This is a genomic window from Paenibacillus sp. J2TS4 (genome assembly GCF_018403245.1).
Lineage (GTDB): Bacteria > Bacillota > Bacilli > Paenibacillales > NBRC-103111 > Paenibacillus_L.
In genome coordinates this window covers 378,938-391,262 of the sequence record NZ_BOSH01000005.1, presented here as the reverse complement: position 1 = coordinate 391,262, position 12,325 = coordinate 378,938, and the positions used below count along the sequence as shown (strand labels likewise).

The window sequence follows — 12,325 nt, the reverse complement described above, 5'->3', positions numbered from 1 at the left end:
TAATCTATAAAATTACAGGATCCTCCCAAACAACAGAAGAGGGAGGATAACGATGATTTCGAATTCTTTACCCACTTATAATGAAAAAAGAACCATAAAAGGGCGAAGGAATTTATTGTTAGGATTGGCTTTTGCGTCACCGTGGATTATCGGTTTTATTTTGTTTACTGTCTACCCGTTTGTTATTTCGTTTTATTATAGCTTGACAGAGTACGATTTGTTTTCACCACCGACGTGGGTAGGGCTTGCAAATTATCAAGCCATTTTAATGGATGAAAACTTCTACAAATCCCTAACGAACACGTTTTACATGGCATTAATTGCTGTGCCGATATCGTTATTCATTAGTTTACTTTTGGCACTCCTGTTAAATCTTAAGGTAAAGGGCATTGCCTTTTATCGCACGATCTATTATCTGCCTGCTGTTATTCCGGCTGTGCCAGGTGCTATTTTGTGGCTTTGGATTTTGAACACTGAATACGGCATGCTTAATATTGGTTTAAGGGCGATCGGGTTGTATGACCCTGCCTGGTTAAGTGATCCGTCCTTTACTAAACCCTCGCTTGTTCTAATGAATGTATGGGGGGCAGGTGCTACTGCCTTAATTTATCTTGCAGCACTTCAAGGTATTCCGAAACAGTACTATGAGGCTGCGGCTTTAGACGGTGCTAATTGGTGGCATCGGTTTTGGTCCATTACTTTACCTACGCTATCGCCCATAACACTCTTCCAATTGATTATGGGGCTGATAGGAGCCTTTCAGATCTTTACTGAATCATTCATTCTAATGGATGGGGCCACAGGCGGGCCAGATCAGTCGTTGTTGTTTTATGCGGTAAATTTATATCAAGAAGCTTTTGTCTATCTCAATATGGGATATGCATCAGCGTTAGCTTGGGTTTTATTTATAATTGTAGTCCTTATTACCGTCATTGTGTTTAAAACTTCAATGCGGTGGGTTTATTACGGGGGTGAATAATTGTGGAGGCAGTGTCAAATTTTCCAAAACAAACAATAAAGCAAAGGAAGTCGAGGCATAGTACCGGGTATAGGTTACGCAAGTTCATACTTCCCCATGTCTTTTTGATATTATTGGGGTTAGTCTTCCTATTTCCGTTTGTGTGGTTAATATTAACTTCATTGAAAATGCCTCAGGAAATATTTAAGGTGCCGTTAACATTTTTTCCACAAGAATTTCAATGGCAGAATTATAGTAATGCGATAGCGGCAATGCCATTTTTTCGATTCGTCGGAAACTCACTGTTCATTGCTTCCTTAAATATCATTGGGCAATTATTCGCTGCTCCGCTTGTTGCTTATTCCATTGCGAAAATTCCTTGGAGAGGTCGCAATGTTGTTTTTAGTATTATTATAGCCACCATGATCTTGCCACCACAGGTCATGTTGATTCCACAGTACATTATTTTTTCAAAGCTAGATTTGGTTAACACTTATGTCCCATTAACGATTGGTGCTTTTTTTGGGGCGCCATTCTATATTTTCCTTTTACGCCAGTTTTTGTTGGGAATTCCGATTGAACTATCGGAGGCAGCTCGAATTGACGGAGCTTCTGAATTTCGCATATACTGGCAAATTATTCTTCCGCAGTTAAAGCCTGTACTAGCCACCATCGTTCTATTTACGTTTGTCGGTGCATGGACAGAGTTTTTAGGTCCCTTGATTTATTTAACCGATGCTGAGAAATGGACGATTATGATTGGCTTGCAAGGTTTCCTACAGGATCATTCTGCCCAGTGGGAACAATTGATGGCTGCAGCTGCTCTTTTCACGATTCCGTCAGTTATTATCTTCTTCTTTGGGCAAAAGTATTTTATGGAAGCCGGTTCAGCCATGACAGGGTTAAAGTGAGAATTCGTTATTATGACGGAGAGGGGAATGATGGACTTAATAGAAAATATTTTTCAACATTTGCTAGCGGTACATGCAAAAAGCATTCAAGCTGTGGAGATTGGTGCAGCGGGTCGAATTGATGAAAGGACAGGTTGAGTATTGTATGCGACACATCAATTTCAAAAGCAACCAGCATTAAGCAGTATCTGAAACTATATTGAATAATGGTCTTTAAAAAACTGAAATGAGGGATTTGTGATGAAAATTCACTTTTTAGGAACGGCTGCTGCCGAAGGTTGGCCTGCGCTCTTTTGCCGATGTGAGTACTGTCATAAAGCGAGGCAACTAGGCGGTAAGAACATACGCACGCGGTCATCAGTCATTATTGATGACACTATGAAAATTGACTTTCCACCAGACACGTATCATCATGTGCTGCGTGACAATATTGATCTAGCATCGGTGGAGCATTTGTTCATTACTCACTCGCATTGGGATCACCTGCAACAAACGGATCTGGAAAAGCGGATGCCAACTAGTGCTCACGGGATTGATTTTCCATTGCATATTTATGGGCATGATCTCGTCATGCAGAGCTGTAAATCAGTAATTGATGCAAAGCATGAACGGTTTGAACTTCATCACGTTCTACCTTTTCAAAATGTTCAAGTTGATCAGAATACGTGTGTCACCCCACTTTTAGCCGACCATGGCAAGCATGAAACATGTCTTCTTTATTTTATTGAAAAAAACGGTAAATCCATCCTTTACGGTCACGATTCTGGATGGTTTCCTTCTGAAACGTGGAACTGGCTTGAAGGGCGCTCTTTTGACTTGGCGATTTTAGACTGTACCAACGGCCCCTTACCAGGGAGGCAGAATCATCAAAATATTGAAGCTGTGATTGAAATGAAAGAAGAATTTCAACAAAAGGGAATGTTACGTAAGAATGGGAAAGTCATCGCAACACATTTTTCCCATAATGGTGGCTTGCTTCATCATGAATTAGAAGAACGATTTTCCCCACACGGTATAATAGTGGCTTTCGACGGTATGGTATACGAGGTGTAATTATATTAATTTTTTTCATCGAGTAGACTTAAATATGTTTATGGTTACAGCACAAGACTAGAGATAAAAGGAAAGGAACTATTTATGAAAATTATCGAAGAAAAAACGGTTTCTAAAACAGGTAACCGTGATACATGTGAGGATCGGTACTGTGTCACAGGACATTACGCTTGTGTTATAGATGGTGCTACTAATGTTTCAGGAAGAATATATAATGGCTTGACACCGGGTCAGATCGCCTCGGGAGTAATTGCGAAAACGATTCCAACACTTCCACCTGATGCAGATATTAGTGAGATCGTCAAGAGCATTAATGACAACCTAATCCATTATTATAAGGCACACGGTATTTACGACTCAATTTTGGAAAACCCTTTCTCTTGTCCGACGGCTTCAATGGTTTTATACAGCAAGTCTAGACATACAATTTGGATGATAGGTGACTGCCAGTGTATGATCGACGATAAATGGTATACAAATGCAAAAATAGTTGACGACATCATTGCTAATATAAGGTCCTTCGTTTTGGAAGTCGAGCTTCAAAGAGGGAAAACAATTGAGGAACTCATGAAAAAAGATACTGGCCACGAAGCTGTTAGGTCATTCAAACGAATGCAATATTACTTGCAGAATACTGAAGTCGAAACCCAGTACAGCTATATTGCCCTTACAGGATTTGAATTTAATCTTGATAGTATTGAGACGCTTTATGTTGATCCGGTTGCCAAATATCTCGTTCTTGCTTCTGATGGTTACCCTGGGCTAAAACCAACATTGGAAGAGACGGAGAAGGAACTAGAATACATTCTGAAGAACGATCCCCTTTGCTTTAGGGAGTATAAGCTTGGTAAAGGGTTAATCGAGGGGAACGTTTCATTTGATGATCGGACATACGTAAAGGTAAAGCTAGATTAAGAGGTGTAAGTTTGGTTTCCATCATTAATATTTTTAGGGGGATGAATATGGCAGGGATTGGAGCGAGTGGTTTGATCTTAATTTTATTGGTTATGTTGTTACTATTTGGCCCGAGTAAGCTTCCCGAGCTCGGACGTGCTATTGGGAGCACACTGAGGGAATTCAAAAACGGAACGAGGGGCATTTTGTATGCTGATGTACAGGAAGACGAAGAAACTCTGGTTTCCAATGTTATGCAAGCGGATTCAGCATCGAAAAGGACAGCTAGTTGATGGGAAAATGACTTGCAGGTAAACGCAGATGTTTGAAGAAAAAAAATGGGCTTGATCGAACATTTGACTGTTTTTGGTATTTTATCGTACTCCCAATAGCTTTTTGCTTTACTGCCATAGTCACACAAAGATTATTTGATGGAAACATACAGGATAATATAAATAATGTTTGATCCGCGGCGATAAAAAAAATACTCAGGTTATCTTATTTATTACTACTATCGCAAAACGGTATGTTCAAAATGAGTATTGAGAGCAATTACGTTCAAAAACTCTAATAGGGACAGACTGAAGAATAGGAGGCATGAGTGGTGGATAATCAAACGTCTAAAAATAAGGAATTCCGGCAAAAAAATGAGGTAGATAAAGAGGCGAATCTCAAGCAAGAGGAAGGCGGAAAAATCAGTCGCAGACAACTTATGGCGACAATGGGTCTAGCAGGTGCTGCTGTCGTATCAGGGGGACTGTTTTCTACTCTCAGCAACCAAGCTTTTGCAGCAGAGAAGGAAAGGAAAGACCCAATCACTGACGACGCTGATAGAATTTCTTATAGTTATTCCGAAGATCAAATTAAACGTACCGTTGCTGACAAACTACGTGAGTTTGTCAGCGTTAAGGATTTTGGTGCCAAGGGTGACGGAGTTGCTGACGATACAGAGGCCTTTATTGCTGCTGAAACAAAAGCAAAAGGGAAGTTCATATATGTACCGCCTGGAACTTATAATGCTTACGAGCAGCATCTTTCCGGCAATTATTTTGGCAAAGGCGCTGTCGTTATATTCCGTACGCCTGAAACGTTTTACAACACTATGCCTGACAGTGAAAAGACATATCAATGGGAGGTCGAATTAGGCGCAATTCCTCAGCCTGTATTAAACGAATTTTATGGGAAAAGTTCTGGAACAAAGTCCCAGGCGGAAGCATACACCAACACCGCAGTAGGTGAGGAATCCCTTAAAACATTAACAACTGGGAAACAAAATACGGCAGTTGGATTCCGCTCGCAATCTGAAAATAAAACGCAATATTCCAATGTATCGCTTGGTTCGGATTCATTATCTAAAGGGGACTTTTTTAGCCGGTCAGTCGCCGTAGGTTCGAACGCGATGAAATGGGCCGGGACGCAGGATCCCATTATCGCCAGACACGAATTATGGCTTGATGAACACGATGTAAGGGACCCGTGGAGCGTCCCCGGTTCTACCAGTTATTTTCTTTTAGAAATGAATCCTGAAGTTGCTGATTTAATTAAACCAGGCGGTTTATTCCCTAAGGCGTCAAGTGCTGAAGAGGTTATGGGGAATGTAGGAGTGGGAAGAAATGCACTTTTACAACTTGTGAAGGGAAGGTTTAACACCGCTTTTGGCTACCAAGCACTTTCCCGATCATACACAACTGAAAGAAGTGTTGCTTTAGGTGCCTATGCACTTTCCAACAGTTTAGCGGGTTACGATAACATAGGTATAGGTATGTACGCTTTAAGATTTAACCAAACAGGTAATAGAAATACAGTCATAGGTTATGATGCAGCGTATTCGGACGTCTTTGCCGATAGAAATGTCATTATTGGGTATCGTGCTTTACGGGATGCTAAAGGTGATAAATCCCCTTCAAACACATTAAATACAATCATCGGAACATTTGCAGGACAAAATAAAACAAACGGAATGGCAAATGTGGCAATAGGGGCAAGAACACTATTAAATGGACAAGCTGGTTCGCGAAATGTCGTTGTAGGGACTGAAGCAGCGCAAAATTATACAGGGAATAATTCCATTATAATCGGTAACAATGCAGAACCAACCACGCAACAAGATCGAGTATTATGGGTGGATTATGGTAACGATAGAAGATCGTCCCCATTTATTTACGGTGATATGGGTAACGATATCATGAATGTTAGAGCAAATTTACGTCCGGATAAGGACGCTTCACAGTCCCTAGGTGCGCCTTCAAGACGTTGGGATTCCTTATATGCACAAAATGGTACGATAAATACCTCCGATGAACGCCATAAACAACAAATAAGTGCCATTCCTGATGAATGGCTCGATGCCTGGGAAGAAGTTGACTATTGTCGATTCAAATTTAATGACGCGGTAGAAGAGAAAGGTGAAAAGGCCCGTTGGCATGTCGGAATCATTGCCCAACGTGTACATGAGGTATTTCAAAAGCGGGGATTAAACGCCTTTGAGATAGGTTTACTTTGTTATGATAAATGGAAGGAAGAACGCGTAGACGTATTAGATCAAGAGGGGAAGTCAACCGGGAAGACTCAAATAAGTGCTAAGGAAGGAGATTTGTGGTCTATCCGCGCCGATGAATGTCAATTCATGGAAATGGCATTGATGAGACGTGAATTAAAGAAACTTAAGGCGGCCCGTTAGAAACAAAATTAAGGTTTCCATCGTTTTGGACTTGGATTTGGATGTCGGGTGTGTAGATATGTTGAACTCATTAAAGTGAGTAAGCGAGTATGGCATGAATGATTAAGAGAACGCCTTTTGTGGCGTTCTCTTTCTTACGGGAGTGCAGAGAGAAACACAGTGATAAGAGCCATATTTACCTGCAAGTTGAAGCCCGACCTCACACGGTACGGGCTTTTGTTGTATCAATAGACATATGGGGACAATTAATGTATATTCATGAAACAAACGGACCTTCAAAATGGTTTGGGATAAAGGAAATAAAATCCCATTTCTAATAACCGATATACTGAATGTTACGGTATGACAGGGCCACTTAGAAGTTAGTGAGAGCGGAGGGCTTAAAAATAAAGTATATCGGGACGGCTGTACAGCGTAAAGCGGAAGGAATGAGTTATGATAGCTATTAGAGTAGGCCACGCTATAATTGTAATTAACAATTTTTTGCGAAACGGAGTAGAAACAAAATGGTAGACTTCCATCATTACATGGAGGATATCTCGGGTGCCAGGCATCTTCATTTTTCCAGCCTTCTCGGGCGAAAGCCATTTCACCTTTTTCATGAGTCCATCGATCTTGCGTCTGCCGTAATTATTAAACGGTTGACTCAGTCCGTGCAAACATGCGGCATCAAAAACCTGGAGCTGGAGTGCAATGTGCTGGAGCTCCTGTTTGTCGGCCTTTCAATCATTTCTTACCGAGTCGAAGCTTCCGGAATTATCCAGCATTGAAAGGCAAAAAATACAGCGGGCGCGCGATATTATGTTGGAACGAATGGCGAATCCCCCCTCGCTGATCGAGCTGTCCCGTATGATTGGCCTTAACGACAACAAATTAAAAATTGGCTTTAAAGGCTGCACATCGGGCCAACTTGGCCCGAAGCGGCAGTTAGGCTTGTTCGATAGAACATGTTGACAAAGCTCGTATATAGTCAAAAAAGGTAAAAAAACACCTTCTAGGGAAAATCCCCGAAAGGTGTCGAATAAAAAATGGGCGCACTGATCGTCCAAATATTTACTTGATTTTTTGAAGTTATATAAGAGAAAAACTTTTGCTACATCCAGCTGTCACAGCCGATAACCGTGAATGTTCTCACAAATTATCGGCTCTACGTCTTAGCGTCTGGCTCTTTGATAACTGAAGTATTTAATTCTCGTACATTTATTAAGATTTCCTGTTTACATTTCGGACGGAACAACGGGAAGTTTTCAGGTATTGTATCGTTCCGTATCTTTGTACGAGTTTTGCTTTTACAAAGAGGACATAAAATCCATTCAGATCGCTCCATGTTTTATGTTTACCTCGTAGATATTTCGTTGGCAACGGTGAATATTTGGTGAACCATTTTTCGCTATTATTAATTACCTGCTATTTTCTGCTGCTATGTTGAGAAGCATAAAGAAACCGGCAGTATCCAATTTCAGAGACATTCTTCATTAATTCCAAATTGAGCCATGCGGCAAGCTCATAGAATGGTTTGTCTGTAAACGGCCAACAAGTACGTTCACAGCTAACAAGTTCTTCATCAACAATGCCTCGATACCAGCGATCCAGTCCTTCCGAAAGTTTGCTATTTTTTCCCGAACATCCGCCATACTACCGGGCCATTGCACATCTTCACGCGTTAACATACCCTTGCCAAATGAGTGATCGATAACCATAGACCACCAAAATGTAATATGCCAAGTCAGCCATGCAATACTGGCTGGTCCAATATCATAAGACTCTGAATCTGGCCAGTCCGAACATCATACGCCGGCATTGTTGTAAATGTGAAGTCCTTTTACGCAAGGACGCCAAAGGCATTCCTCATCTTCAAGACCAGTAAGATGGATCTCTAAAAGCTGCCAGCAGATATCAAATTGAGAGCTTATAACATTTCGGATGCTCTCTGTTGAGTGCTTAATATCTTTATTGTCCACTATATACCGCTCCAATCTATTTTTATTGCAAGCTTACTTTACCCAATACTCCCTGCCATTGCTGATTCTGTCCATAAAACCATAATCGACTAAATACCTTCGCAGGACAGCGTGATCGTCAAATATATTTTTCAAAATATCTATGACTTCTTTTTCTGAATATTTTCTTCCAGCTTCAAACTCTTCAGCTATTCTTGCCAATATAATCACCTTCTTTTTTGCTTTTGGTGAAAAATCCTTGAGCCTTAAAGGCGAGAGGCTTTTAAAGGCTGTACTAAGAATATGAGCTTTTTCTTTTTCTGTTGTTACATAGCGATCATCAACCATCGTTGCCGTATTGTGGATTGATGTGATCGCATCCTCATCAAAAACTGTTTTTTCAAAAACCTGCTCATATACCGCCAAATACAATTTTGCCTGCTTTGCTTTTTCACGAAATGCACCCTACGAACAATGAGGCGGGAACTTTGAGCATCGTGCGCATAACGAGCAACGTTCGTGTTCGGAGCTTTAGTTGCACAAAACGGCAAGCAGTGCAAGTGTATTGACACTTGCACATTTTTAGAGATTTTCCTGCGGTCAGATCCTAAAAATGGCTTGTTGGGGCAAGCCGCCCCAAGTCGGTGCTTCGCACCTCATGTTGCGTCATGTCGCTATCGCTCCATTTCCTTGTTTTTCTGCGCGTCTGTCAGGCCGAACAGATGGTCAATATTAGCCTTTACAGTTACAACCTCTTCGATATTGAATAACGAATTTCTAGAAGTAAGGTTGTAATAAAAAGGTAGGTTAGCTGCCCGAACTAGAGCAAAGGTCATTCCTTTAAGTATGTACTCCCTATCAACTCAATACATGTCGAATGCCTAATATTGATGGTGCGTAATGAATAGATGAGATGTGACAGTATTCGCTCAAAAAAAAGTAAGGACACGATGTATTTTAGTACTTTTAGCGGGAGACTCAGCTCAACTGGGAGAGAGCATCGCTGGCAAAGATGAGGGTCAGGGGCCGGATTCCAATGTAACTAAATTGGCCAAAGCATTTCAGGTAACCAGAGGTGCGATAAGTAAAGTCACCAAACGATTATTAGAGATGGGGGCCATAGAAAGGTACCAAAAGCCTGGAAACAATAAGGAAATTTATTACAGACTTTCAGATATTGGAAGAGGTATTTATTGGGGGCACGAAAAAATGCATCAGACTCGGATCGCAAGAGACAGTGCCTATTTCAGTCAATTAAGCGAGGAGGAAAAGGATCGTCTTATAGAGATTTTAAATAAAATCTATGGACAGATTGCTGAGGAGCTTAAGACAATGGGACTGGACAATTATATATAAAGAATGGAGCAGGAATAATGACTTTTGAAGAAAACAAAATGGAGCCTTCTCGGGTGAAGAATTGCAGATGGGCATATTTCATTTTCTCATGGGTTCTCGTTATCTGTATCATTATACAAGTATTTCTAGCTGGAATGGCATTGTTCGATAATCCGGTGGCTTGGGGATGGCATAGGACTTTTGTTCACATGTTTCAATATATTTCGATCCTCTTGTTTATCCTCGGCATTTTAGGGAAGCTTTCTTGGAAAATGATTTGGGGAAGTCTTGGTTTGTTCGCCCTTTTTAATATTCAGTATTATACGGCGCATGGTATTGCCGGTGCACTTCATCCCGTATTGGCTCTTGTATTGTTTTGTTGGGCTCTCGCACTAGTGCGTGGATCCTATCAGCTTTTAATTAATCGGGACCGCTCTAAATAGGAGGACGAACGAATGGAAAGATCGGGACGTGTAAGGACCGAAGGCGATGAAATATACTTTGAAGTTCGAGGAGCAGGAGAGCCGCTTCTCATGATTCCAGGCGGGAACGGGGATGCGGGTTTTTATACGTATGTTACCGGAATTCTTGCCGACGAATACCAAGTCATTACGTATGACCGCCGCGGCAATTCGCGGAGCACTAGAAACGATCCACAAAATTTCGAGGTCAGCCAGTAGGCACGGGATGCTGTTGCGGTATTAAATGCAGTTGGTCATGAATCAGCTTATGTATTTGGAAATAGCAGCGGAGCTATTATTGCGCTCGAAATGGCGAGACATCATCCCCAAGCGATTAAGGTGGCAGTTGTCCATGAACCTCCTGTTGTACGCGTTCTTCCCGACAGCCCCAAATGGCTAAGCTTTTTTGCAAGTGTGTATCGGACATCGTTCAGATATAACATTCCATTGGCGAGCTTCAAATTTAATTTATCTCTGTCGATCCCGTTCCGAGCTTTTAAAAGCGTGCCGAAAGATTTTCAGAAACGGGTGACGGAAGCGAATAACGAGTATTTCTTAATCCGACATGAACTGATTCCCAGTGTGAATTACCAGCCTGATACCGATAGGATTAAGCAGAACGGCGTCAAGATCGTGATGGCCGCTGGCCAAATGACACAGGCTAAAGGGAAATACTATGGGAGAACAGTTCCAATCTTGGCAGAGAAACTTGGTTGTGAAATGGTGACGTTACCGGGACATCATCTTTCCTTTTTTGATATGCCTAACGAGTGGGCAACTGCCTAGCGCGATATCCTTCATAGAACATAGAGTACACATTAATTATGGTTAGTGAAATTAACCAGCACGGAAGAGTGCATCGCTGGCAGTGATGAAGTCAGGGGGTCGATCCCCCTGGGCTCACCCTACATGTCAAAGATATAGTTAATATCGCAATATCACGCACTCGACTCATGTTGAGTGCGTGGTAGGAATACAACGAATAGATACGTAGAAATCTTTTGCTTTCAGCACTTTACGCAATTTATGACGTTTACGACAGAGGGCAGTGACTTCAGAAATAAGATCATCAAAGACAATATTAAGGTTTCTGTCGTGTTGGACTTGGATTTGGACGTCGGGTGTGTAGATATGTTGGATTCATTATGATTCGTTACAGTGAGTGTGGCATGAATGATTTAGAGAACACCTAGCATTGGTATGCTGGATGTTATGAAACGTGACCGTAAGTATAGGGAGGTAGCAGAGTCGATTCGGTTCCTGCTCCTCCTTTTTTGTTTGACATTTCCAATCGCGATTTGTCATGTTAAGATGGAACGGATGGTAGATTTAGATGAGTGTCTGATCAAATAGTACATCCACATCTGTGACTGTCATCGTGAAGGGAACGCAAGGAACGGGTTGAGAGCAAAGGCACTGGCAACGGTTGAGTTGGAGCCGACGGAAAGATCCGATTGATTTGGAACATGGCGGGCATTTCTTTGTCCGCTGTTCTCCACCGAATACTGGGCTAAGATCTTTCCACTACGCTGCAGATTGTTTCGGCCCTTGAAAGTAACCTGCTTTCTTTCGTTGTTGATCTTGATATCCGATAGGTCCGTAGCAACTTTCAATATTCGCGTAGCTTGACTGGCAACCTTGGGGCGTTCAGGTAGGCGAGAGGCGGCAGGTTCAGGGATTCTATCAAATCTGTTAGAGAGACATTTACATGAGAAATTTAAGAAGTATAACAAATTGGGTGAATGGTTTTGGCCTGAAGACGAGATTATTAAGTTTATTAATACCATTAAAATGGAAGATGAATATTTCGGACGAATTGATTCAATAGTTTCTTTTGCACTAAAGCATGGCTACAAGATACCAGATGACGACATGGAGACATTAGTTGATTTAACAAGAGGTACGGTAATATCATGGACGCCAAGTATTGATCATAAGTTATTATATTGGGATATACTTGATGCTTATCAGAAGTATCTAGAGAGCTTCCCACAGTATATGATTAGGAGAAGAAGACTAAGTGTTTGGAGAAATGAAGGATATCAATCTTGGGATAAGGAAATAAAGAAATCATTAGGTTTCTCGTAGGAGAA

At 41.4% G+C, this 12,325-nt stretch carries 14 protein-coding genes and 1 pseudogene; 12 read left to right on the top strand and 3 right to left on the bottom strand.

Annotation, left to right across the window (positions count from 1 at the left end):
• The first annotated feature begins 52 nt into the window (after window positions 1-52).
• The 7 genes from KJS69_RS14020 (at window position 53) to KJS69_RS13990 (ending at window position 7,266) form a co-directional block, all read left to right on the top strand.
• A complete protein-coding gene (locus tag KJS69_RS14020) occupies window positions 53-979 on the top strand; it encodes a carbohydrate ABC transporter permease (RefSeq protein WP_213584379.1) in 927 nt (308 codons plus the stop codon).
• A gap of 35 nt (window positions 980-1,014) precedes the next feature.
• Entirely contained in the window at window positions 1,015-1,869 is an 855-nt protein-coding gene (locus tag KJS69_RS14015; RefSeq protein ID WP_213584419.1) for a carbohydrate ABC transporter permease, read from the top strand.
• A 240-nt stretch (window positions 1,870-2,109) separates the two neighbouring features.
• Window positions 2,110-2,922 carry an MBL fold metallo-hydrolase gene (locus tag KJS69_RS14010; protein ID WP_213584378.1) on the top strand — a complete coding sequence of 271 codons (813 nt, stop codon included), beginning with the start codon at window positions 2,110-2,112 and terminating at the stop codon, window positions 2,920-2,922.
• A gap of 84 nt (window positions 2,923-3,006) precedes the next feature.
• Complete coding sequence (locus KJS69_RS14005; RefSeq protein WP_213584377.1) at window positions 3,007-3,837, top strand: hypothetical protein; 831 nt, start codon at window positions 3,007-3,009, stop codon at window positions 3,835-3,837.
• Between the two features lie 11 nt (window positions 3,838-3,848).
• Window positions 3,849-4,109 (top strand): twin-arginine translocase TatA/TatE family subunit, encoded by a 261-nt coding sequence (gene tatA, locus KJS69_RS14000; protein WP_374706635.1) that lies wholly within the window; start codon window positions 3,849-3,851, stop codon window positions 4,107-4,109.
• A gap of 311 nt (window positions 4,110-4,420) precedes the next feature.
• Entirely contained in the window at window positions 4,421-6,496 is a 2,076-nt protein-coding gene (locus tag KJS69_RS13995) for a tail fiber domain-containing protein (protein WP_213584376.1), read from the top strand.
• A 506-nt stretch (window positions 6,497-7,002) separates the two neighbouring features.
• Window positions 7,003-7,266, top strand: coding sequence for a hypothetical protein (locus tag KJS69_RS13990; protein ID WP_249730516.1), 264 nt, complete (start codon window positions 7,003-7,005; stop codon window positions 7,264-7,266).
• A gap of 377 nt (window positions 7,267-7,643) precedes the next feature.
• Here the strand turns inward: KJS69_RS13990 and KJS69_RS13985 are convergent, their stop codons facing one another.
• From KJS69_RS13985 to KJS69_RS13975, 3 genes are all read right to left on the bottom strand, one after another.
• Window positions 7,644-7,823 carry a cysteine-rich KTR domain-containing protein gene (locus KJS69_RS13985; protein WP_213584375.1) on the bottom strand — a complete coding sequence of 60 codons (180 nt, stop codon included), beginning with the start codon at window positions 7,821-7,823 and terminating at the stop codon, window positions 7,644-7,646.
• A 148-nt stretch (window positions 7,824-7,971) separates the two neighbouring features.
• Window positions 7,972-8,196 (bottom strand): hypothetical protein, encoded by a 225-nt coding sequence (locus KJS69_RS29685; RefSeq protein WP_249730515.1) that lies wholly within the window; start codon window positions 8,194-8,196, stop codon window positions 7,972-7,974.
• A gap of 294 nt (window positions 8,197-8,490) precedes the next feature.
• Window positions 8,491-8,862 (bottom strand): DUF2087 domain-containing protein, encoded by a 372-nt coding sequence (locus tag KJS69_RS13975; protein ID WP_249730514.1) that lies wholly within the window; start codon window positions 8,860-8,862, stop codon window positions 8,491-8,493.
• Between the two features lie 489 nt (window positions 8,863-9,351).
• Between KJS69_RS13975 and KJS69_RS13970 the strand changes: the two genes are divergently transcribed.
• The 5 genes and pseudogenes from KJS69_RS13970 to KJS69_RS13950 all read left to right on the top strand — a co-directional run bounded on the left by KJS69_RS13970 (window position 9,352) and on the right by KJS69_RS13950 (window position 12,320).
• Window positions 9,352-9,792, top strand: a complete 441-nt coding sequence (locus KJS69_RS13970) for a MarR family transcriptional regulator (protein WP_213584373.1) — start codon at window positions 9,352-9,354, stop codon at window positions 9,790-9,792.
• Between the two features lie 17 nt (window positions 9,793-9,809).
• Window positions 9,810-10,214 (top strand): DUF6220 domain-containing protein, encoded by a 405-nt coding sequence (locus KJS69_RS13965; protein ID WP_213584372.1) that lies wholly within the window; start codon window positions 9,810-9,812, stop codon window positions 10,212-10,214.
• A gap of 12 nt (window positions 10,215-10,226) precedes the next feature.
• A complete protein-coding gene (locus tag KJS69_RS13960; protein WP_213584371.1) occupies window positions 10,227-10,451 on the top strand; it encodes an alpha/beta fold hydrolase in 225 nt (74 codons plus the stop codon).
• Window positions 10,452-10,463: 12 nt separating this feature from the next.
• A pseudogene (locus KJS69_RS13955) lies at window positions 10,464-11,018 on the top strand (alpha/beta fold hydrolase); the annotation flags it as partial.
• Between the two features lie 948 nt (window positions 11,019-11,966).
• Window positions 11,967-12,320 carry a hypothetical protein gene (locus tag KJS69_RS13950; protein ID WP_213584370.1) on the top strand — a complete coding sequence of 118 codons (354 nt, stop codon included), beginning with the start codon at window positions 11,967-11,969 and terminating at the stop codon, window positions 12,318-12,320.
• The last annotated feature ends 5 nt before the right edge of the window (window positions 12,321-12,325 follow it).

Coding starts and splice junctions, on each gene's coding strand:
- KJS69_RS13990 (WP_249730516.1), top strand. CDS start 7,003: ATGGTAGACTTCCATCATTACATGGAGGATATCTCGGGTGCCAGGCAT.
- KJS69_RS13960 (WP_213584371.1), top strand. CDS start 10,227: ATGGAAAGATCGGGACGTGTAAGGACCGAAGGCGATGAAATATACTTT.
- KJS69_RS14005 (WP_213584377.1), top strand. CDS start 3,007: ATGAAAATTATCGAAGAAAAAACGGTTTCTAAAACAGGTAACCGTGAT.
- KJS69_RS29685 (WP_249730515.1), bottom strand. CDS start 8,196: ATGGTTATCGATCACTCATTTGGCAAGGGTATGTTAACGCGTGAAGAT.
- KJS69_RS13985 (WP_213584375.1), bottom strand. CDS start 7,823: ATGGAGCGATCTGAATGGATTTTATGTCCTCTTTGTAAAAGCAAAACT.
- KJS69_RS14020 (WP_213584379.1), top strand. CDS start 53: ATGATTTCGAATTCTTTACCCACTTATAATGAAAAAAGAACCATAAAA.
- KJS69_RS14010 (WP_213584378.1), top strand. CDS start 2,110: ATGAAAATTCACTTTTTAGGAACGGCTGCTGCCGAAGGTTGGCCTGCG.
- KJS69_RS13965 (WP_213584372.1), top strand. CDS start 9,810: ATGACTTTTGAAGAAAACAAAATGGAGCCTTCTCGGGTGAAGAATTGC.